Below are 25,812 nucleotides of genomic sequence, written 5' to 3' on the forward strand. Positions count from 1 at the left end.
CTTATCAGAGGTCATCTTTTTTTGCAGTAAGAATTGTAATTAAACTATACAATCGACAAATTATTACAAAAAAGGTTATGGACACAAGTAGAAGAATTTTCTATAATTTAAGAAATTTAAAAATAAATGACTAAAAACTTATTATTTATTCACATTGTTAGAAACTTCTTGTCGTATGCAGTAGATGTTAGGAGGAGTTCATGCAGAAATTAGTCGACTTTTCATTGAAGCAGGTTTCAGTGATTATTATTATGGTTGTTCTTCTGTTCCTGGGTGGAAGCTATTCCGCGTTGAATCTGCAGACGGAGAATATGCCTAATATTTCATTTCCGACCGTCATGATTACAACCGTCTACCCGGCTTCTCCCAATGAGGTGCTGGAGAGAATTACGAAGCCGATCGAGAACACCCTTGCTTCTTTGGATGAAGTAAAAAACATTTCTTCTACCTCGAGTGATAATTTTTCTCAGATTATAGTTGAATTGAATGCCGGGCAGAGCCCGGATAAAGCCAAAGCGGAAGTCGAGAGTTTACTGAATAGTCTAGAACTCCCTGATGAAGCCGGGAGGCCCATGGTTTATACAGAAGGCTTTGCTTCCGTACCTGTGTTCAGAATGTCAGTACATACGGCCCCGGGCGAAAGCCAGACGGTGCTGGATAGAGCTCTTGAAGAAACGATACTGCCTAAGCTGCAGTCACTTGCCGGTTTGGATCATATGGATATAGTGGGACAACGAACCCGGGTTATGTCGATCCGTTTTGATGCTGATAAGATTAACTACCACAATCTCTCCCCAAGCGAAATAGCTGATCAGCTTACCGGTGGATTGTCATCGCATCCCGCTGGTGAGATTCAAGTTTCCGGAAATAAACTAATGGTTCATGTCAAAGGGAAAATTAATAGTTTAACCGAACTCCAAAATTACCCCGTTAATTTACCGAATGGCAGTAGTATTACACTGGATCAATTGACAACAATAGAATCCATTTATGAATCCAAATTTCTTAGTCGTTTTAATGATCAGCCTGCAGTCGCTGTTAACCTTTATAAAACAAATTCCACTAACGTAGTAGATTTTTCCGAGCAGGTTGCTAAATTGTCTGAAGATTTACAGCGCGATCTGCCAGAGCTGCGCTTTGAAACCGTGCAGAATAGTGCAATAGAAATTAAGTCTTCAATTAATGGAATGATTCGGGAAGGTGCAATAGGCGGCCTGCTCGCCGCGGTTATGATTCTTGTGTTCCTACGGAATTTGAGAATGACGTTAATTGTTACTGTCTCCATTCCTCTGTCGATATTGTTCAGTCTCTTGTTAATGGGACTAATGGATATATCATTGAATATCATGACACTCGGGGGGATGGCTATTGCTATAGGCCGGGTGGTCGATGACACCATCGTCGTTATTGAGAATATCTATAGTGAGCTGAACAAGGTGACGGAGCGCAGTGAATCCCATATCAAGATTGCCACACTTCAGGTTGCCTCTGCGATAACCTCTTCTACATTAACGACTGTAGCGGTATTCACTCCGATTGCATTTGTCAGTGGGGTCGTAGGGCAAGTCTTTATGCCGTTCGCCATTACTCTTATATGTGCCTTGATGGCGTCGTTGCTGGTAGCGCTGACGGTGGTGCCGATGCTGGCCAAACTGTTTGTGCTGAGAGCCAAACATCAGGTCGTCGATTTTGAAAATAAACAAGGCAAAGTATCTGCTGGGTACCGGAGCATTTTGAATTGGACATTGAATCGACCCATCATCACGTTGGCATTGGCCGGAATCTGTTTTGTTGTCACGGTTGTTTTTACGATTCCCCAACTTCCCGTCAGCTTCATGCCGTCGAGTAAATCGCAAAAGGCGATTTATTTTCAGGTCTCTCTTCCGAAGGAATCCTCCATGGGGTATACGGACAGTACGGCTGCCGATTTTGAACATATGTTGTCGGAGAAGGAAGGGACTTTCACTTATATTCAATCCCTAATCGGTTACAACTACTCCGAGGATCAGTACCCTTACATTTTCTCGATTTTTGCGGAGGTGGCAGGCAATCAAGATGCTAAGGCTTTGATCAGTGAGTATAAGCAAATGCTAGAACTTCGTCTTCCTGAGGGTTCAAACGTAGAAGCAGGGGTCCTTTCTTTTGATGATGGAGAATCCTACAGTCTTTACTCCTATTCACTGAAAGGTGATGACTATCACGCCCTGCGGGACGCGGCACTCATGGTGAAGGATGAGCTGCAGAACTTCGAGGATCTCTACAGTATTAAAGACAGTTTGAGTGAAGAAAAGCAGGAATTATCGATTACAGTTGATCAGGACAAGGCTAAATTATACGGAGTGAATCCTGTATTAGTAGCCGATGCGGTGAATTTGTGGATCAGTGACATGTCTCTTGGGGAGCTAAAGCTGAATCATCAAACGTATGAGTTGAAGGCGGGATTGTCTTCCAAGGATAAGAATTCGAAGGAGAAGATCGAGAAACTGCTGATCAAGACTCCAACCGGTGCTCCCGTTTACTTATCTGAAATCGCAAGTGTGGATATGATTCAGGCACCGGTGACCATAGAACGTGACAATAAGAAACAGGTGGTTCATGTTACGGCTTTGATCGATAGCGACAACGTAGGAGGGGTCAGCGAGCAAGCCACCATGAGAATCAAGGAGCTACATTTGCCAGCGGGCGTAACCGGCGAGGAAACCGGAGTGTCTGAGGAGATTGATGAAAGCTTCAATCAAATGTTTATCGCGATGATTGTCTCTGTTCTTGTTGTGTATTTGGTCATGGTAATTGCGTTTGGGAATGCCAGAGCCCCCTTTGCGATCATGTTCTCGCTTCCTCTAGCTGCGATCGGCGGATTGATAGCGTTACTCATAACCAATGAATCCCTCAATGTAACGTCATTAATCGGCTTCCTGATGTTGATTGGTATTGTTGTAGCGAATGCTATTGTGCTGATCGACCGAGTTCAGCAATTAAGGCAGCAAGGCTTCACAGTCAGAGAGGCTTTACTGGAGGCTGGGATGTCTAGATTAAGACCTATTATCATGACAGCAGGCACGACGGTAATCGCCCTGATTCCTCTCGCTATGGGCTTCTCGGAAGGAACATTGATTTCCAAAGGTCTCGCTGTGGTTGTAATTGGGGGTATGATCACTTCAACCTTGCTTACGCTGGTCGTTGTTCCTTGTGTGTACGCCTTACTGGAGTCAGGATACGAACGGATTGTGGGCCGGTTCCTGAAGAAGGTAGGCGAGAACAATGTTGAGGAGAGAAGCTCGGTCTAGAAGAAGCGATCCATACCTTTCAAGGAGGAACTAGGAAGCATGAATAAGTGGGTTATAGAAAAAGGTAAATTGCCGGTGCTCGCTGCCTTATTCTTATTGTTTATTGCTGCCGGATGTTCAGCGAACAATGAGACAGATAAGGCAGCATCAGAGGAAGTACGTCCGCCGGACGTAAGGATTGTGGAAGCCAGAGGCTATGACTTTAATGATCCGATACAGCTGCTGGGTGAGGCTCAGGCAAAGCAAAAAGCGGATCTGAACGCTAAAGTAAGCGGAGAAATTCAAACCCTGCATGTCAAACGCGGCGATCGTGTGAAGAAGGGTCAAAAAATTATGACGTTTAACCATGAGCGTCTTGAGCTCCAGCAGAAAAAGCAGCAACAGGAACTGGAATATCTGGAGAAACAATTTGTGATAGCGGTACGTGAGGAGGACAATCTTGATCAGCTAACGCTTCAACTCGAACAGGCTAGATTAACTTTGCAAGAGTTGGCTCTGGAACAAAAGTATCACATTGTGACTTCACCGATAGAAGGTGTAATAACTGAGTTGTTCGGCACGGAAGGTAGTACTGTTGCTGAAGGAACTCCTGTAGCTACTGTCATCCAGCTGGATCCGCTCGTTATCGTGATGAAGCTGACGGAATACGAGCTGGGCTTGATTCAAGAGAGGCAAGAGCTTGATCTGAGCTTGAACAATTCCCAGGAAACCTTTCGGGGAAAGGTGGCTTATATTTCCTCAGTAATGAACCTGGAGAGCAAGACATATAATGTTGAAGTCGATCTGGAAAACAATAACAACAAGGTGAAGCCTGGCATGCAAGTATCTACCGTATTGAATAAGGAAGAAGATCAGAATGTGCTCGCCATCCCGAATAAAAGCGTTTTATGGGAGGATGAACACAGCTATGTCTTCGTCTTCAAGAATAACAAGGTAGAGAAACGCCAAGTTGAGCTGGGTCGTGTGAATGAAAACCTTCAGGAGATTGTTAGTGGTCTGAAACAAGGAGAACAGGTAGTTGCGGATGGTCTTTCAAGATTGAAGGATGGTTTACAGGTACAGGTCATAGAATGAGGCTAGAACCAAGCATAGTCTATAAATCAGGCAGAAAGAAGAGGGTGGGAGAGTATTGCGCTTATTTGAATGGGTTATGTATTTGGTTGCAGTTCCGATTTTGGTAGATTGGATTTTTTATAAAAACAAACGGAAGTCGAAGCTATTAATTCAAATGGGTTATATATGCGGAGGAATCGGCCTATCCGCTCTGTTAATTCACTTATTCACAGAAGGCTACAGGCTTCAAATGGTGCCTCTTTACATCTTAAGTATATGGGTCCTCGTGCAGTCGCTGCGCAGAGCTTCGAAACCATCCAGTAAATGGCTGTATATTCGAAGAAGAAAGCTAACCGTACTCTTATTGGCCTTTATCCTTGCTTTTCCGATCCTGTTGCCGGTGTTTTCGTTTCCTGCTCCAGGGGGCCCTTTAAAGGTGGGGGTAACGAAGCTGCATCTTGTAAATCAAAAGAAGAAGGAAATCATTCCTGGCCATGAGGATAAGCAACGGGAAATGATGCTCTCTGTATGGTATCCGGCGGATGCGGCCGGCACAGAAAATCGTCCTTGGACTTTTTTCGATATTATGCATCAAATCATGCGGGCGGATGGATTTCCGACCTTTTCATACCAGTACTTTAAATACATAGATACACACTCTATAGAAAATGTAGAGATTGCAAAAGCAAGTGCTAAATACCCGGTCATCCTATTTCTGCACGGTTTCCCGGGAATGTCCACGCAAAGTATTCCTTTAGTGGAGGAGCTAGCAAGCCAAGGGTATGTTGTGGTTGCTCCAGATTTCACCCATGTATCGGCCGCTCCGGAGTTTCCGGATGGCAGAGTCGTCACTATGGAGAAGGGGCTGCTGGAGCTGCAAAAGCCCCAGCTGAATCAAATTCTGAAATACTGGGTGCAGGACATTTCCTTTATTATCGATGAACTGGAGCAAATGAACTTATCAAAATCAAATCATATCCTTGCCGGAAAGCTTGATCTGAATCAGGTCGGAGTTCTAGGTCATTCCTTTGGCGGGTCAACAGCAATGCATGCTCTTCTGGCGGATGACAGAGTTGCGGCGGGTATGAGCATGGATGCGCCGGCTTACGGAGATATGAGCCAGGATATGGTGCTGACCAAGCCATTTCTGATTATGGATGCCAGTGAGTCGGACTGGGATATGGATGTTAAGCGCGGCATCTTCAAAAATATGACTGCTGAAGGCTATATGGTGATGCTGGATGGAGCGGATCATGACAGTTTTACCAATTACCCCTTAGAATCTCCGCTATTCGCCTCGCTTTTTATTAATAAGTATCATGCCCATCAGCTCATTAACGAATATGCAGTTGCTTTCTTTGATCGGCATCTGCTTGGAAAGGATGGAGATTTACTGGATCAAGCGTCCCATGACCCTAAGGTATCATTCCAGACAAACTGATTGATATAACTCATGGAGGTGTTCATGTCGTGGATATGTTGACTTATCCTCTTTCCTATCCCCAACAAAGAATATGGTATACCGAAAAGATTTACCCCAATACAGGTCTAGGCAACATTATCGGCCTTGTCAAAATAAAAAGTAAGTGCGACCCGCAAATGATATCGGAAGCGATCAACCAAATGATTTTCGAAAATGACATCGTGCGGGCGCGTTTTGCCGAAAATGATGACCATGAAGCCTATCAATATATTTCCGAATACCGGCCTATTTCATTTCCGTGCCTTGACTTCTCAAATGAACAGAATAACGAGGAACTGAACGCATGGATAAGCCGCTTTAAACAAGAACGTTTTTCTTTAACGGACGACTTATTCTCCTTTAGAATTGTGAAGCTGCAAGACGAGACATGGATATTTCTCAAGATGCATCATTTGATCTGCGATGGCTTCTCCATGGTGTTTATGATCCAACAGATCATCGACAATCTAATTTCCATTAATAATAACGGTCAAGGTCAATGGGTCGGTCAGGCCAGGCCATCCTATTTAGATTATATTGTTCAAGAGAAGGAGTATGAATCATCCAAACGATTTGAGAAGGATCAATTTTATTGGAAAGAGAAGTTTTCAACCATTCCAGAGAATGTATCCTTAAAAAATAGTGATGTTTTTGCCACAAGTATTAAGGCAGACCGCTTGAGAATCATCGTATCCGATGAATTAAGGAATTCCATCATGGAGTACTGCACAGCTCATCAAATGAGCATGTACACGTTGTTCTTGGCTGTCATGAATATTTATTTGTCCAAAGTATTAAATACGGAAGATATTGTTATTGGTACAAATTTGACGAATCGAACGAATTCGAAAGAAAAGAACACCTGTGGTATGTTTACGAGCACCCTTGCCTTTCGAAATCGTGTCGATAAGTCTATGAGTTTCACGGACTTTACTAAACACATTTTCAGAGAACAGATGTCTATGATTCGGCATCAGAGATATCCGTATAACCTTATTTTGAAAGATTTGCGTGATCAGGAAAGCAGCTTGAACCGGTTATTTGCCATTTCTGTACTGTATCAGGTGGTGAGCCTGGAGTCTAGGGAAGACCTTGCTTATGAAACGGATTATTTGTTCTCTGAACATGAGACAGATGATTTCGGTTTGCATATTAAGGAATGGCTGAATGAAGGCATGTTGACCTTTGATTTTGAATACCGGACGGAATTGTTCAGCGAGGACGAGATAAGAGAAATTGCAAATCAACTTCTGACTTTGACGGAGTCGGCGCTAAGCGATCCCGGACAGACTATTGGAAAGCTGGGGATCTGCCCGGCTGCCGATCGCAAAAAAATACTTGAGCAATGGAATTTACCGCGAGTCGCCGATAGGGATTTAACGACTTTTGCCCATTATTTTGAATCGAGCGTGCTTAAAAACCCCCATAAAGAGGCGGTCGTGCTCGGAGAACAGTCCCTTACATATGATGAACTCAACAGAAGGGCCAATCAATTTGCCAGAAGATTGAGGAAGCTTGGGGTTCGCCCGGAAACCCACGTTGGCGTGATCGCTGAAAGATCCATCGAGACTATTGTTGCCGTTGTAGCGATATGGAAAGCGGGCGGCGCCTTTATTCCGATTGACCCTAAATATCCAGATGAGCGAATTAACTATTTAATTTCAGACAGCCAGTGTCATTTGCTGCTTATCCAGCCTTCTCTAATGGAAAGGTTCAATAGGTTGGACAACTCCTCTGAGAATAGGGGGACTGTCGTTGTCCTCAATGCGCGTGATTGGGAGGAGGAAGAGGACGGAAACCTTCCTATTGATGCTGAGCCGGATCATTTAGCTTATATGATTTACACTTCGGGAACCACTGGTAATCCTAAAGGAGTAATGGTTGAGCACCGGCAATATATGAATGTGTCGCTAGCTTGGCGGGAGGAGTATGAACTGTCCAGTTACCCTGTCAACTTGCTGCAGATTGCTGGATTCTCCTTCGATGTATTTACAGGGGATTTATCGAGGGCGCTGCTGAATAACGGAAAATTGGTTATTTGCCCCGATGAGACCCGATTGGATCTACCTGCGATGTACGCTTGGCTGGAGAAATATGAAATTACCATTTTCGAGTCCACTCCGGCGCTCATCATTCCCTTAATGGAATATATTTATGATCACAAGCTGCCTATTCATCATTTGAGATTATTGATTCTTGGAGCTGATATTTGCTCGGTAGTTGATTATAAAAAACTGTTGGATCGGTTCGGTCATCAAATGCGAATTATCAATAGCTATGGAGTGACGGAAGCAACCATCGACACCAGTTATTATGAAGCACCGCCTGAGAAAGTCGCAAAAACCGGGAACACTCCGATTGGGCGGCCACTCAGAAATATGAATATGTATGTCATAGACGACGATAACAATCTGCAACCGATAGGCATCGTTGGTGAACTATGTATCGGAGGCGCGGGAATTACCCGGGGATATTGGAACAAGCCGGAATTGACCGAGCAGAAGTTTGTAGACAATCCCTTTGCTCCCGGGGAGAAGATGTACCGAACTGGGGATTTGGCACGGTGGAACCAGGAAGGATTTATGGAGTTTTTGGGCAGAACGGATTTTCAGGTCAAAATCAACGGTTATCGTATCGAGCTGGGAGAGATTGAATCCGCGCTATTAAAGCATCCGAATATCAGGGAGACCTGCGTAAATGAGGTGCGGGAAGCGGAAGGACAGCCTAAAATATGTGCCTATTATGTGGCCAATTCCAATCTGGACAAGCCGGAGGAACTAAAGCAATATCTTGTAGGAATGCTCCCTCCATATATGGTGCCTTCCTATTTTGTGGAGATGGAAAGATTGCCGATTACGGCAAATGGCAAGGTTGATCGCACAGCCCTGCCAGCGCCGAACTACGTGCCAAGCACTTCTCAAAGCGTCGGTGCGAGAAACGAGACAGAGGAAATCATGCTCGATTTATGGCGGGAATGCCTGGGAATAGACACGATTGGCATTACGCACAATTTCTTCGAGGCCGGAGGGGATTCCATCAAGGCGATGCGCCTGATTTCTAGAATGCATCAGCGCGGCCTGGATGTAGAAGTGAAATTCCTCTTCCAATACCCGACCATTGCAGGTATATGCCCGTATGTCAGACAGGTTAAGCGAAATATTGATCAGGGTGTCGTTGAAGGTGAGATTCCTCTTACACCGATCATGGCTTATTTTTTTGAGCAGAACTTTGCGTCGCCACATCACTGGAATCAAGCGGTAATGCTGCATCGAGGAAGTGGATTTGATCCAAATTTCATAAAACAGACACTGGAAGCGATGATTTTGCATCATGATATGCTTCGAGCCACTTATAACCACCAAGGTATGAATACTCATGTGAACAACCGAGGGCTGAACGGTGAATTATATCGCCTTCGTTCTGTGGATATTCGGGGCGCTGCATCATTGTCGGATCGCATTCAAGATGAAGCCGATTTGATTCAAAGCGATATCTGCCTGGAAGAGGGTCCCCTGGTGTCGGCAGGTCTGTTCCATACGGATGATGGAGACCACTTGCTCTTATGTATTCATCACTTAGTCATAGACGGTGTGTCTTGGCGTATTTTATTGGAAGATTTTAATACGGCCTACGCGGCCTTAGTGAATAATGAAACGATAGCTTTGCCGGAGAAAACCAACTCTTTTCGTGATTATGCTTATCGCATGGAAAAATATCGTGATGATTTCAGGGTTCTGCAGGAAGCGGATTATTGGGTTGCACAGCAGCAGAAGAAGGCCGGAAAGATTCAACTTGATTACGATATTCAGGAGTGTCAGGAGAACAGTACACGGAAACTGACCTCGGCGTTGTCCCGGAGTGATACACAGCGGTTATTGCTCCATTCGAATCAGGCCTATAACACAGAAATTAACGATTTGCTCTTGTCTGCCCTGGGACTTGCGTTGAAGGATTGGATGTCCGAAGAGAAGACAGCCGTCATTTATTTAGAGAGCCACGGCAGGGAGCTGCCGGATCATGATATTGATCTCACTCGGACGGTCGGTTGGTTTACAGCTATATTTCCGGTTGTGCTCGATATGAGCCAAATCAATCCTATTTCTCACTACATTAAAATGACCAAAGAGAATTTAAGGAAGGTACCCGGCAAAGGAGTAGGCTATGGGATTTTAAAGTACTTAACTCCGGCGTCATTGAGACCGAACCTGAGTTTCACGGAGCAACCCCAAGTAATGTTTAATTACCTGGGACAACTGGATGAAATGGGAGAGTATGATTCTTTTAAATTGTCCAATTTGCCTACAGGAAGATGGAAAAGTCCAGATGGATATCGGGAGTGTCCGCTGGAAATCGATTGTTTTGTACAGGATGGGAGCCTGATTATTCAGGTTGGCTATAGTGAGGTTCAATTCAGGCACCTTACTATTGAACGATTTGTACAGTCCTACAAACAAGCCCTTCTTACTGTAATCGATCATTGTACAGGGAAAACTGACAAAGAAATCACTCCATCCGATGTTGGCTACAGTAAGATCTCCCTTGAAGATTTTCAGAAACTTAACGAGTTGATCAATATGAACTAATCGATTGGGAGGCGAATGCAACTTGGCTCAAAAAACGATTCAAAAAATATATCCGCTATCTCCTTTGCAGCAAGGGATGCTATTCCATTCCATAAAGAGCAAAGATTCCAATGCCTATTTTGAACAAACGACTCTAACCCTGGAGGGCGTAGTATCTCCCGATATTCTGGAGCAAAGCTATCAAGCCTTGATTGAACGACATGAGGCTCTCAGAACCCTCTTTGTATATGAGGGAGTTGAAGAAATGATCCAGGTTGTCGTGGATCATTTGGAATTCACCCTTCATTTTGAGGACATTTCTAATTTGAGTGAGCCTGATCAGCAAACGTACTTGGAACGATTTAAGGCTTCGGACATCCGTCAAGGCTTCGATATCTCCAGGAAATCCTTGATGAGAGCTGCATTGTTTCAATTAGAACCGTGCAAGTATCAGTTGGTCTGGAGCCACCATCATCTAATTATGGATGGCTGGTCCTTCGGTGTAGCTATCAGTGAATTGCTGCAAATCTATCGGGGAAAGAGAATGCAGCAGGAAGTATCTTTACCTCCGGTATACCCTTATAGCGACTTTATTCACTGGCTGGGAGACAGGGATAGAAGTCAGGGTCTGAGATATTGGGAGCAGTATACGAAAGGGTACGATACTTTAGCGACCTTCCCAAAAGTCGCTTCAATCAGCCCTGAATACAAGAAGCATGAAATCATCCATTCGATCCCTCCGTCACTTCTGGAAAGCATCGAGCAGATTGCCAAGAGCAACAATACAACCCTGAACATCCTGCTGCAATCTGTGTGGGCTTTATTGCTTCAGAAATACAACTATACGGATGATGTGCTGTTTGGATCTATTGTTTCGGGACGTAGTGCGAATATATATGGAATTGAGCAAATGGTAGGGATGTTTATCAATACGATTCCGATCCGAGCAAAACAGACAGAACAAGATCAGCGCTTTGTGGATTGGATTCGTCAGCTGCAGGCGTTGGATATGGAATCCAGACAACATGACTACGTGCCTTTATATGAAATACAATCCTTAAGCGAACTGAGAAATGGATTGTTTGATCACATTCTTGTTTTTGAGAATTATCCGATTCCCGACGAGATACATCAATTCGCCAGCAGCGGAGAATTAGGCTTTCGGATTATCGCCCTGGATCACTTTGACCAGACAAACTATGATCTGAACGTCACTTTCATGCCGATGGAAGGCATGCGGATCGTATTTAGTTATAACGCCGAAGTATATGCTCAGGAATTTATAAATCAGTTGGGCCGCAACTTTGTGAACATGCTCTCTGAAGTCGCGGCTGACCCGGAGGTACGAATTCATCGGATTTCCTTGCTGTCTGCAGAGGAACAAGAGCATATGATTCACGAAATGAACCGGAACCATGCCGCATATCCTGAGGATCGATTGATTTATGAGTACATCGAGGAACAGGCTGAACTGGAGCCCGAGCGGATTGCTCTCATCTATAAAGAGGAGAGCATGACTTACAAGAGCCTGAATCAACGCTCCAATATGCTAGCTCACCATTTGCGGAATAAGGGTATAGGAACCGAGGATGTTATTGGGGTGCTGCTGGATCGGGGATTGGATATGTTTGTGGCCGTTTTGGGCATTTGGAAGGCCGGAGCAGCCTATGTGCCCATTGATCCAGACTATCCTATGGAGCGGCAGCAGCTATTACTTGAAAATTCCAAGGCGAAGCAATTGATCACGAGCTTGGAATTGGCGGATCGGCTTCCTGGAACCGTCGATCATATATATATAAGCAATTTAGATGGGCCTACGAACAACCTTGACCGTGTTCAGCATAAGGAGAACCTGGCTTATGTGATCTATACCTCAGGAACAACTGGAACGCCAAAAGGGGTTATGGTAACACATGAAAGCTTGTTGAATGCCTGCTTCGCATGGAAACAGGAGTATAGGCTGAGTGAATTCCCGGTAACATTGCTGCAAATCGCGAGCTTTGCTTTCGATGTATTCGTCGGTGATTTGGCGCGATCATTGCCTAACGGCGGAACTGTGGTTATCTGCCCAAGCGAAGCCCGTCTGTCCCCTGATTCGTTGGCTGACTTGATTGAATATCACCGTATTACCCTTCTGGAATCGACGCCTGCTCTGCTGATTCCTTTGATGGATTATGTATATGAAGAGAAACGGGATGTTTCTTCCTTGGAATTGTTGATTCTGGGATCGGATATTTGCACGATCCGTGATTTTCAGCGGATATTGGAACGTTTCGGGGATCGCCTTCGCATTCTAAATAGTTATGGAGTAACCGAAGCGTGCATCGATACTTGCTGTTACGAAGCGGGAGGCGCAGATCGCCTGCCAGCGGCGAATCTTCCGATTGGCAAGCCGCTGCCTAACATGGAGTTATATGTACTCGATGAATATATGAATCCTCTTCCTTATGGGGTCACGGGGGAACTGTACATCGGGGGAGCGGGCGTAGCCAGAGGATATATGTTCCAGCCTGAGCTCACGGACAAGAAATTCATTCCCCATCCCTTCAAAAAAGGGGCCAAACTTTACCGTACAGGCGATTTAGCCAGATGGCTAACGGACGGAAATCTCGAATTCCTTGGCAGAACGGATTTTCAAGTCAAAATTAGAGGATATCGCATCGAGACAGGTGAGGTTGAGAATGCAATCCTAAGTTATTCTGGCGTCAAGGAAGCCGTTGTAGCCGTAAAAATGAATCACAGCCATTCTGGAATTATGGGCGCCTATTTTACTTGTGATGAGGAAGTAAGTGAAATCCAAATCATGGATTATCTCCAGACAAAGCTGCCGCCATATATGATCCCTACTTTCTTGTTCCGCATGGACAAGCTGCCATTGACGCCGAATGGTAAGATCGACCGTAAATCGTTGCCCGATATCGAGCTGTCTCTGTTGCGGAGCGATTATGTGGAGCCGAGGTCTTTGCTTGAGCTGCAGCTTCAAGAGGTTTGGATGGAAGTGTTAAAGGTAGATCGAATCGGGGTGTATGATGATTTTTATCAATTGGGAGGACACTCCTTAACAGCAACAGCGATTATTGGAAAAATTCATAAGCGGCTTGATGTGAAGATACCGATCCCCGTCTTCTTCAGATGCCTTACCATCGATAAGCTCGCCCAATGGATACAGTCGCAGGCTGGACAGAATAGATTTGAAGCCATTATGCCTGCCGAGGCACGGTCGTATTATCCTTTGTCTTCCGCTCAGAAAAGAATGTTGATTCTGAATAAGCTGGAGACTGAACAGCCTGTATACAACATGACCGGGGCATTTCGTATATATGGAAAACTGGATATAGAGCAATTCTCTCGGGCATGGAATACGTTAATACAACGACATGAATCCTTAAGAACCTCGGTTACTTGGCTGGATGGCAATCCGGTACAGGAAATTCGGAGTATTCCCGAGCTGATCTGGGAAGCCGAGAAATTGGCGGAAGAATCAATAGATATCTGGTGTCAAAGTTTCGTCAGATCCTTTGATCTGCAGAAGGATACGCTGATCCGAATCGGACTAGCGCAATTGGAGGAAACGGAGTTTCTGCTGATCGTGGATATTCATCATCTGATTGCCGACGGCGTTTCGCTGGATATACTGGTAACAGAGTTTATGGCGTTGTATCAGGGAGCCCGTCTTCCAGAATTAACGCTTCAATACAAAGACTTTGCGGTGTGGCAGCAGGCCTACTTCGCAACTCCTGCTTACCAGGAACAAGAGCAATATTGGCTGCAATCTATTCAAGGGGATATTCCCTTGCTTGATCTCCCGACAGACTTTAAGCGTTCCCCTGTTCGATCATTTGAAGGAGAACGCCTGGTTGTTACGGTGTCCCCTTCCTTAACCGGGAAGCTGCACCGACTCAGTCGGGAAACGGGCACGACCTTGTACGGAACCCTGTTGTCAGCCTATTATGTTCTCCTACATAAATACACGGGACAAGATGATATTATCGTGGGTTCCCCTGTAACCGGACGAACACACCCGGACTTGAAGTCTATGATCGGGCTGTTCGTAAATACCTTGCCGATTCGAAATCAAGTAAGATCGGAGGATTCATTCCTTGATCTCCAGGCTCAAGTCAAGGAACGGCTTCTGCAGGCTTATGAACATCAGGACTATCCTCTGGAGGAGCTTGTTGGAAAATTGGAGATTAGACGTGACACGGGCCGCAATCCGCTATTTGATACGGTCTTTGTGATGCAGAATACGGAAAATGTCAATTTTGAGCTTGACGAAATGACGGTAGAACCCTATGAGTTTGGGCAAATCTGGGCCAAGTTTGACCTGACGGTCGAGTCAATAGAGAGTGGCGGAACCATTATTCTCAACTTTGAGTATAATTCCAACCTGTTTAAATCGAAGACAATTGAAAGAATGGCGAATCATTATGTTCATCTCCTTGAGGAGGTTACAGCTTCATCACAGCAGTTAATTGGAGAATTGGATATTCTGTCACCTATGGAGAGGGAAGCATGGCTGCCCGGTTATGCCTATGTGGAGCGTGCAAATTCATATCCTGAAACAGCGACGATTCATCAATTGTTTGAGCTTCAGGCCGAGCGTTTCCCGGATCGCATAGCGCTGGTTCACAGAGAACGCTCCATGACCTATCAAGAGCTGAACGAAGAGGCCAATCAATTGGCGGTTGACTTAAGAAACAGGGGTGTAGTGGCCAATATAACTGTGGCGGTAATGGCAGAGCCATCGTTTGATATGTTTATTGCCATGCTGGCTGTTTTGAAATCGGGAGGCGCATTTATTCCGATTGACCCCCAATATCCAAAGGAGCGAATTCGCTACATTCTAGAGGAAAGCAAAACCGCCTTATGTTTAACGCATACTCACCTGATGTTTACATCGGACGGTATTGAGATGCTGGACATATCAGCAAAATCCAACATGAAGAATGACACCCAGATTACGAAGAATCTACCGCCATGCAATCAATCGGACGATTTGGCGTACGTTATTTATACATCAGGCTCGACAGGCGCTCCAAAGGGAGTTATGGTGGAGCACCGCTCTTTGCTTAATTTATGCGAGTGGCATTTGGAAAATTACAGAATTACGGAGCGGGATCGAGCTGCCAAATACGCGGCTTTCGGATTTGATGCTTCCATATGGGAAGTATTCCCTTACTTGATCTGCGGTGCTTCCATTGCGGTGATTGACTCCGACATACGCCTGGATATGGCCAAACTGAGCCAGTACTTTAGTGAACAGCAAATCAGTGTGGCATTTTTACCTACACATGTATGTGAGCAGTTTTTCGATTATCATGTGCCCTCCTTAAGAATATTGCTCACGGGCGGGGACAAGTTAAATGCCTGGAAGCCGGTTCCTTATCAACTTTATAATAATTATGGACCAACAGAGAACACGGTTGTTACTACTTCCTGCTTGATTGACAGAGGACATGAGAACATTCCAATCGGGAAGCCGATTCACAATGTCCGTGTATACGTGCTGGATCCGAATTTGAAAATGGTTCCCATGGGAGCCATAGGAGAATTGTGCATTTCCGGAACAGGACTGGCTCGTGGCTACATCAACAATCCGGAATTGACAAGGGAGAAGTTCATTCCGAATCCTTTTATTCCGGGAGAGCGATTGTATCGAACAGGAGATCTGGTGAGAATCTCCTTTGACGGAAACATTGAATTTGTCAGCAGGTTAGACAGCCAAGTTAAAATATTGGGATCGCGGATTGAATTGGGTGAAATTGAAACGGCCCTCTTGAAACACCCGAATATTTCCGAAGCTGTTGTGATCGACCTTGAAAATGCTCAAGGACAGAAATACCTTGCAGCTTATGTTACTTCTCACACCATCGTTGACACCAGCGCATTAAGGCGAAATTTGCTTCAAAGCCTACCCGGTTACATGGTACCTCAAGTAGTGATGCAGATTGACATGCTTCCACTTACTCCGAACGGGAAAGTGGATCGGAAGCTACTGCCCGTCCCTGATCTGATAGATCAGGAGGCGGAGTTGTATGTCCCACCTGGTACAGCTTTGGAGAAATTGCTGGTGAGTATTTGGCAAGAAACTCTCGGTATTGAACCGATAGGGATTCACCATAACTTCTTCGGTATGGGCGGAAATTCAATACAAAGCATTCAAGTTGTGAACCGTCTGCATCAGGAGGGGTATCGCCTGGATATGCAGCATTTCTTCCAGTATCCCACAATCCATGAAGTCTGCCGTTTCATAGAGCCTAGGGAGGATTGGAGTGAAGCTGCGGGTGGAGAACGTATGTTTCCGCTTCTTCCATCGCAGGTTAGGGCGTTACAAAATATGAAGCGGAGAATGTACAGCTCAGTTCCTTTTAATATGCTGTATTCTTCGAGCGGGTTTGACGAACAAGCGCTCTACCGGGCTATTGCAGCCGTGGTTGGACGGCATGACGTATTTGAACTTGTGTTCGTCCAAAGCCGGGATTCATGGATGCAGTATTTCGATAAAGACAAAGTACAGCGATATTCGCTTGAAGTCAGGCTTCTCGCCGGAAATGAAGAGCTATCCGTCATTGTGCGGGATGACATAGTGCGTATGCTCAGCAGCATGATCCCGGAAAGGCCGCATCTTCAATTGGCTTTATTCAGAACTGATCTGGGTGAAGAACACTTAGCGATCTTGGCTCATCCTGCAGTGATGGATCAGGCATCCGTTGATATTTGCACGACTGAATTGATCAGGTTGTACAAGCAGTTCAAAGAGGAACAAGAGGTTAGTGAAACCGTCGCCTCAGGCGATTACAGGCAATGGCTGACCGATGCTTTACGAAGTTCAGAGGTAATGGTAGGGGAAGATGAACCAGCCAGCAGTGTGGTTGCCGCCGCTATGGAGGACATCTCCGAGTTGGATGCACTTGCATCAGGTTCAACTTCTTCCGTAGTTGAGACAGCAAATCTTGCTTGGGATTCGCAAATTACAGAGAATTATGCGGCTGAAGCCAAACGGGCATACAATCTGGATCTGCATGAAATGTTGTGGATTGGAGCTTCCCTTGCAACGTTTGACTGGAGCGGTTCCCATGACAGCCCAATTGTTTTTGAGAGAGAAATGCGCCAGGAAGCGAATCAGGATCTCGGTGACATCGATCTGTCTATGGGCATACATAGAGAGCTTTACCTGTATTGCCCTGAAGAGAAAGAACGTTTGTTGACACTTGCCTTAATGAAGAGAATGAAGGAAGCCATCCGGCAAATGCCGATGGTTCCTGAATGGGCAGGATCCGGGAATGCGTATGACCAGCTTCATAATCGCAATTATGTTGAATGCAGCTATCGGGAGCAACGCAGTGATTCGACATGGCATAAATCTCATTGCACAGAACTTGTGGAGGAACGGCTGTTGGCGACAAGCGAATCGGCAGTTTCACTCAGATTCAGTTATGGATCAGATGGCTTGAATTTGAAGCTTTGCCTTCAAAGCGAAGCAAGCCGGGAGGGCGGTATTCAATTATTGGCGGAAAGGATCCAAACCAGGCTAGAACAGATCTATGAACATTGTCTTGAATTGAAGCATACCGAGTGGACTCCATCTGATGTGAATGCTGATATGTTAAGTATAGAAGATTTGGATGAAATATCCAAAATTTTCGGATAGAAAGGACTTCATTCTTATGGCTGCGATCAATACAAAAATCAAACAGGTCTTCCCTCTTACTCCTATGCAAGAGGGAATGCTCTTCTCCTCTATTTATGACGAGGATTCCGAGGCTTACCTGCAGCAAAAAGTAATTACAATAGAAGGCGATTTGAATATCGCGCTGCTGCAGCAAAGCTTTCAATTGCTTGTTGATAGGCATGACATTTTGCGAACCAATTTTGTATATGAAAAGATTCAAAGCCCAATGCAAGTCGTATTCCATGAAAGACAGGCTCATATTCATTTCGAGGATATCTCTAATTTGCCACAGGCCGAACAAGAGCATTACGTGGCCAGATTTATCGAGAACGATAGAGCACAGGGATTCAATCTGGTAAAGGGTGAATTGATTCGGATGTCCGTGCTTCAATGCGCAGGAGACTCCAGTAAAATAGTGTTCACCTTCCATCATATCTTGATGGATGGCTGGTGTGTTGGGATTATTACCCGTGAGTTATTCGAACTATACCATGCTCTTGGTCAGGGAGGACAGGCTGAGCTTCCGGCGACCTTTCCGTACCGCAAATATATCGATTGGATCGGGAAGCAAGATAAGGCAGAGGCGGCAGCCTACTGGTCCCAGTACCTGGAGGGATATGAAGATCACGTATCCCTTCCGAGAAAAAAAGGCAGCCGGCTGCCCCGAATGATAGAAACAACGCATGAGTTTAGTTTACAGGAAACCCGCATTCTGAACGATCTAGCACGTCGAAATCAGGTGACCGTGAATACTGTTTTTCAAACGTTATGGGGTATTTTGCTTCAAAAGTACAATGAGAGCCGGGATGTAGTATTTGGTTCAGTGGTATCCGGCCGCCCTGCCCAGCTTCCCGGCATTGACCAAGCTGTAGGCTTATTTATCAATACCCTGCCGGTACGTATTTTGTTGGATGAGCCGGATTTGTCATTCAATGCACTGGTACGCCGACAGCAGACAGAAGCAATTTTATCCCGGTCATTTGAGTATTTCCCGTTATATGAGGTTCAAGCCTTGACCGAGATGAGGCAAGATTTGATCGATCATATTATTGTATTTGAAAACTTCCCTCTAAGAGAAGAACTTGAAACCTTATCTCTTGGGCTCGACTTGGGATTTAAGGCGACTTCTATTGAAGAGCATGACCAGACGAATTACGATTTAACGCTAATCGTTTATCCGGGCGACACCTTGACTCTTCAATTCAGCTACAACGCCGAAGTATATGATCCCTTTATTATAGAAGCTATTCCACATCATTTGGGGGAAATGATCCGCTTTTTAGAGCACTCAGCCGACGCTCCTGTTGCACAAATAGAGTATATGACGGAGAAGGAGAAGAAGAGGTGTCTTGAACTGCATGAGAGCAACAACGCTGATTTTCCTCGCGACCGAACGATCCATCATCTATTTGAAGAGCAAGTCGCCAAATACCCGGATCAGATTGCCGTCAAATACGGCGAGCATGAAATAAGTTACCAGGAGCTGAATCGTCAGGCTAACCAATTGGCCCGTTATCTGCAGCAGCAGGGAGTAGGCCCCGACACTATAGTAGGAATTTTCATGAACAGGTCGGTTGAGCTGGTCATAGGGATTTTGGGAATCCTCAAAGCCGGGGGAGCTTATCTGCCGATTGATCCGATTTATCCCCATGAGCGTATTGAATTCATGCTGAAGGATAGCAGGACTTCTCTGCTCCTTTCAGAGCGCGAACTATGCGACAGGCTTGATTTCTCTGGACAAGTGGTTTGCTTTGATGATCAGCCATGGAGCTTGGAGGATGGCTCGAATGTAGAGGGGCGCTCCGACTCGGGGGATCTGGCCTATATTATTTATACTTCTGGCACAACCGGGCTGCCCAAAGGAGTCATGATCGAACATCGCAACGTGGTTCGCCTACTTATCCATAATCAACCGATTTTCGACTTTGATGCCTCAGATACCTGGACCATGTTCCATTCTCCCTGCTTTGATTTTTCCGTATGGGAAATGTATGGCGCCCTGCTGTTCGGCGGTAAGCTGATCATTGTGTCCAAGGTTACAGCACAGAGCCCGATGGATTACTTGCAGCTCCTTAAGGACGAGAAAGTAACCGTGTTGAACCAGACACCGACAGCATTCTACGCATTGATGAATGAGGAAGCGGCTCATGACTCCTGCGAGTTGACTTTAAAATACGTCATATTTGGCGGTGAAGCTCTTCAACCAAGCATGCTCGCAGACTGGAAGCGTAAATATCCTTTTACAAAATTGATAAATATGTACGGCATTACGGAAACTACTGTACATGTGACTTTCAAGGAAATTACCGGTGAGGATATCCAAACCGGGATTAGCAATATTGGCGTTCCTATCCCGACCTTAAGCTGTTACGTGTTCAACCAGCAGCAGGAGCTATGCCCGATCGGCATGGCGGGCGAGCTTTACGTCGGAGGAGAAGGGGTTGCCAGAGGATATTTGCATCGCGACGAATTAACCCGGCAGAGATTCCTCGTGAACCCCTACAAGCCAAATGAGAGATTGTATCGAACCGGGGATTTGGTACGCACGCTGCCATCCGGAGAGATGGAATATTTGGGCAGAACCGACCACCAAGTAAAGATCCGGGGATTCCGGATTGAATTGGGAGAAATCGAGGCAAACCTTCTGGAGCATCCTGCCGTGAAGGAAGCTGTTGTGATCGTAAGGGAAGATCGTCCAGGGGAAAAATACATTTGCGCGTATATCGTCCAAGACGAAGGGCGAGAGGTATGGGAGTACAGGGGACATTTGTCGGCTAACTTGCCGGATTACATGATTCCGAGCGTCTTTGTCTTTTTAGATGAGATTCCAATAACCTCCAATGGGAAAATGGATCGCAAAAGGCTTCCGGCTCCTTCACTGGATGAGAGAAGCGAGGAGTTTACAGCTCCGGATTCCCCCATGGAGGAGAGGTTGTTTGATTTTTGGAAGGAGATTCTGAATCGATCCGATTTTGGCGTGACGGATAACTTTTTTGAATATGGCGGGCATTCACTTAAAGCGACGATGCTCATTAGCAGAATACAAAAAGAATGGGACGTTCAAGTTCCGTTGAAGCAAGTGTTCGTAAGTCCGACAATCCGCGAACTGTCTCGGTTCATTACGGGAATGGCCAACGAAAAGAGCGTTGAGATCATGGTGGCGGAACCGAGGGAATATTATCCGTTGTCTTTCGCACAACAGCGTCTCTATTTACTAGACCAAATCGAAGGCTCTCAGCTTAGCTACAATCTTTTCGAGGTTCTAAAGCTGAAGGGAAGGGTCGACCTATCCTTGTTGACAACGGTAATGTCTCAGCTGATTGAACGCCATGAGTCTCTTCGCACATCGTTCCATCAAATTGACGGGGTTCCTGTCCAAAAGGTTCACTCGAACGTACATTTCGCCCTCGAGGAATGGACAATCTCCTCTGAGAGCGAGGTAGAGAGCGCGGTTCGTCAGTTTGTCCGTCCGTTCGACCTGAGCCAGGCTCCATTATTTCGTGTGGGAGTCGCTCCGTTGTCCGAGGATGAATGCATCCTTATGATAGATCTTCATCATATTGTGGCGGATGGCGTATCTACAAACCTGTTGATTTCGGATTTTATGGATATCTACATGCAAAAGACACTGCCTGAGAGTCGCATACAATACAAGGATTTTGCAGTGTGGCAGAATGATCAATTCGCAGGCGGCTTTATGGATCGTCAAAAGAGTTACTGGATCGAGCGTTTCGCTGGAGAAATACCGGTGCTGAATTTGCCGAGGGATTATTCCCGGCCGGACAGAAAGTCGTATGCAGGCCGTTCAATCGACTTCACTATTGATTCCGAGATCGTGGTGAAGCTGCAACAATTGGCTGCAGCTAACCAAGCTTCATTGTACATGGTAATGCTTGCCGCCTATCAGATTATGATGTCCAAGTATTCCGGCCAAGAGGATATTGTTGTAGGTACTCCATCGGCGGGAAGAACTCAGTTGTCGATAGAACAGACGGTTGGAATGTTTGTAAATACGCTGGCGATTCGAGGATTTCCTTCGGGCAGAAAGAAATTTACTGATTTCCTTCATGAAATAAAGGAAACGACTTTACTTGCTTTCCAGAACCAAGACTATCCTTACGAGGCATTGGTTGATCAATTGGCATTGCCAAGGGATTTAAGCCGCAATCCTTTGTTTGATGTATTCTTTGCTATGCAAAACTTCGGAAAGAGCAGTCTGCAGTCCGATGGAATTTTAGTAGAAACGGTTAATCTTCCGCACTCTACCTCCAAATTCGATCTGACATTCGGAGTCATGGAGGAAGACGACCAACTGGCGTGTTATGCGGAGTACAGTACAGATTTATTTGCCGAGGAGTCCATCCTTTGCATGATCGACCATTATAAAAATATATTGTCGTTCATAGCTCGCCGGCCGAATGCGGCTTTGTACGAGATTAATATGCTGAGTGATGCGGAATTCAACCGTTTGGTACATCAGTGGAATGATACAGCTCTAGAGTACGACAATACGAATCTGGTGCACCTTCAATTTGAATGCCAGGCCAAGCAGAATCCGGATCGCATTGCTGTATTTTACCATGACAAAGCACTCACATTTGCTGAATTAAACGAACGGGCTGATCGGCTCGCGATGAAGCTCAGATCGATTGGAGTGCGGCCAAATCAGACCGTCGGTCTTCTCACTGACAGGGGACTGGAAATGGTTGTCGGTATAATGGCGATTCTTAAAGCTGGCGGGGCATTCCTTCCGATTTCTCCGGAATTTCCGGCCGAGCGTATTAAATTCATGATCGAGGACAGTGCTACGAAGGTGATGCTGTCTCAGAACCGCTACATGAACAAAGTATCTATGGAGTGCTGTTGGATTGATCTGGAGGACACGGCATCCCACTTCAGCGATATATCCTGCGAACCGGTGATCAATACTCCGGCTGACATGGCTTACGTGATTTACACCTCGGGCTCCACAGGCACGCCGAAAGGGGTCGTAATTGAACATGGCTCTCTGGTTAACCGATTGCAGTGGATGCAGAGTAAATATCCCATTGGCGAACAAGATGTGATCTTGCAGAAAACGCCGTATACCTTTGATGTTTCCGTGTGGGAATTATTGTGGTGGGCTACGACCGGATCGGCCGTGTGCATGCTGGAGAAAGGTGCAGAGAAAGATCCTGCTGAGATCGTAAGAGCTGTTAAGGCTTACGAGGTTACCACGATGCATTTTGTTCCTTCGATGCTGAATATATTTTTGGAATATCTCGATATGACGGGGTCTACGGATGATCTGCGTACCTTGCGCCAGGTTTTCGCAAGTGGAGAAGCACTGCAGCCCGACCATGTTCGCCGCTTCCATGCCATGCTGACAAATCCCCAGGGAACAGCATTGATCAACTTGTATGGTCCAACCGAAGCGACGATTGACGTCAGTTACTATGACTGCCTTCCGGGCCTCATGCCTGAGGGAATCGTGCCGATTGGCAAGCCTATTCAGAATACTCGATTGTACATCGTGGATCAGTATATGAATCTGCTGCCGGCTGGTGTTCCGGGCGAGCTTGTTATCGCTGGAGACGGAGTGGCCAGAGGATATATGAATAAACCCGAACTGACTGAGGAGAAGTTTGTTAATAACCCACTGGAACCCGGGCAACGAATATACCGAACCGGAGATTTATGCAAATGGATGCCGGATGGGAATATAGAATACCTGGGCCGTATCGATTTTCAAGTAAAAATTCGCGGGAATCGCATTGATCCCGGTGAGATTGAGCATGCTCTGCTAGCTTATGACGGCATTCGGGCTGCTGAAGTCATCGCACGTAAATACGGAAATGATGACCAACAGTTATGCGCGTACTATTCGGGAGAAAAAGAGATTTCATCCGAGTCTTTGAGCGAACATTTGAGTAATTTTTTGCCGGACTACATGATTCCGGGATTCTATGTATTTTTGGAAGAGATGCCGCTGACCGAAAATGGAAAATTAAACCGCAAGGCATTGCCCGAACCGCAGCAATTGCAGCTTGCACAGGTAAAATACGAAGCTCCTGCAAATCGAATCGAAGAGCGGTTGGCTCAGTTATGGGAGAGCGTCTTGGGAGTTCAGAATATCGGTGTGACAACGAATTTCTTCGATATTGGAGGGCATTCTTTGAAGGCAGCTCTATTGGTATCTACCATACATAAGGAGCTGAATGTGAATGTGCCTCTAAGAGAAATCTTTACGCTTTCGACCATACGGGAACAGGCCGGTTACATTGCCCGACATCATGAAGCTGAGTACACCAGCATTCGGCGTTATTCGAAACAGGATTATTATCAGGTCTCTTCCGCCCAGAAGCGGATGTATATTCTGAATCAACTGGAGCCAGCCCAAACGACATATAACCTGCCGGCTGTACTTGCTGTCCAGGGAGAACTTGATGAAGGACGTCTTGAGGAGGCTTTCCGTCGACTTATCCAGCGGCATGAGATTTTGCGGACTTCCTTTGAAATGCGGGAAGGAGAACCTGTACAACTAATTCATGAAGAAGTCCCTTTTCACATGGAGCGCGCTGTAATCTCGGACGGCGAGCTGGAATCGCAGGTAGAACAATTTGTACGGCCCTTCAATCTGGCATCGGCCCCCTTGCTACGTGCCGAATTCATACGAGTGAAGGACAGCGAGACATTTATATTATTTGATATACATCATATCATCTCGGACGGCATCACATTAAATATCATCAGTGAAGAATTAATGACATTTTATTCCGGAAGGGAATTGCCCGAGCGGCAAATCCATTATAAGGACTTCTCCTATTGGCAGTTGGATGAAGCAAGGCAAAAGGAACTTGAGCGCCAGAGAAACTATTGGCTGGAACGCTATTCCGATCGTCTTCCGCTTTTGAACATACCTACAGATTATCCAAGGCCGCCATATCTGGATCCCTCCGGGAACCAAATTACGATTCATACGAATGCGGGCCTTCCTGATCAGTTGAACAGGCTTGCCAAGCAAGTTAACGGGACATTGTATATGGTGTTGTTATCCGTGTTCAAAACGCTGCTTCACAAATACACGGGAGATGAGGATTTAATTGTCGGTTCCCCGGTTGCCGGCCGTAATCATGCCGATCTTGCAGATATGCCGGGAATGTTCGTAAATACGTTGGCGCTGCGCAGCCAGCCGCAGCGGGATAAAACCTATTTAGAGTATCTGGAAGAGATTAAACAGACCACTTTGGATGCATTGGAGAACCAGGATATTGCCTTTGAGGATTTGGTCGAACAGTTAGATGTAGCCAGAGACTTGGGACGTAATCCGATCTTTGATGTCATGTTCATTTTACAAAATACTGGCGAGCGGACGTTGGAGCAGGAAGGAATAAAGTTAGTTCCCCGTTCATGGAGTGGGAACACGTCCAAGTTTGATCTAACAATGGAGGTCATCGAAGAGGCCGATGGCCTTCGGATCACGCTGGAATACGCGACGGCTTTGTTTAAGGAAGCTAGGGCCCAGCGTTTGCTCCAGCACTACATTCATATTTTGGAGCAGGTGGCGGCACGGCCGGAAATGCGCTTGTCGGAGATTGAAGTAGCAACACCGGCCGAGCGCCAGCAGCTGGCCTTCGACTTCAATGCAACGGAGAAGGAATATTCCCGGAATCTATGCCTCCACGAGCCGTTCGAACGCCAGGCGGAGCAGCACCCGAACCGGGTTGCACTCTGTATGGACGGACAGGAGATGACGTACGGGGAGCTGAACCGCCGAGCGAATCAGCTGGCGCATCT

Annotated in this window: 6 protein-coding genes; all 6 read left to right on the plus strand. The window is 45.9% G+C overall.

Annotation, left to right across the window (positions count from 1 at the left end; genetic code table 11):
• The first annotated feature begins 200 nt into the window (after window positions 1-200).
• Window positions 201-3,287 (plus strand): efflux RND transporter permease subunit, encoded by a 3,087-nt coding sequence (locus ACE3MQ_RS27065; RefSeq protein WP_379398703.1) that lies wholly within the window; start codon window positions 201-203, stop codon window positions 3,285-3,287.
• Between the two features lie 39 nt (window positions 3,288-3,326).
• On the plus strand, window positions 3,327-4,361 hold the full coding sequence (locus tag ACE3MQ_RS27070; protein WP_379398705.1) for an efflux RND transporter periplasmic adaptor subunit: 1,035 nt from the start codon (window positions 3,327-3,329) through the stop codon (window positions 4,359-4,361).
• Window positions 4,362-4,590: 229 nt separating this feature from the next.
• Window positions 4,591-5,781 (plus strand): alpha/beta hydrolase family protein, encoded by a 1,191-nt coding sequence (locus ACE3MQ_RS27075; protein ID WP_379398712.1) that lies wholly within the window; start codon window positions 4,591-4,593, stop codon window positions 5,779-5,781.
• A 35-nt stretch (window positions 5,782-5,816) separates the two neighbouring features.
• The gene (locus ACE3MQ_RS27080; protein WP_379398714.1) at window positions 5,817-10,385 is read left to right on the plus strand and encodes an amino acid adenylation domain-containing protein; all 4,569 of its coding nucleotides are present in this window, start codon (window positions 5,817-5,819) and stop codon (window positions 10,383-10,385) included.
• A 22-nt stretch (window positions 10,386-10,407) separates the two neighbouring features.
• A complete protein-coding gene (locus ACE3MQ_RS27085; protein WP_379398707.1) occupies window positions 10,408-18,015 on the plus strand; it encodes an amino acid adenylation domain-containing protein in 7,608 nt (2,535 codons plus the stop codon).
• Window positions 17,990-25,812: amino acid adenylation domain-containing protein (locus ACE3MQ_RS27090; RefSeq protein WP_379398710.1), on the plus strand; the 7,823-nt coding region annotated here is incomplete at its 3' end. The genes ACE3MQ_RS27085 and ACE3MQ_RS27090, both read left to right, overlap by 26 nt.

This window comes from Paenibacillus lentus, from assembly GCF_042714055.1.
Taxonomy (GTDB): domain Bacteria; phylum Bacillota; class Bacilli; order Paenibacillales; family Paenibacillaceae; genus Fontibacillus; species Fontibacillus lentus_A.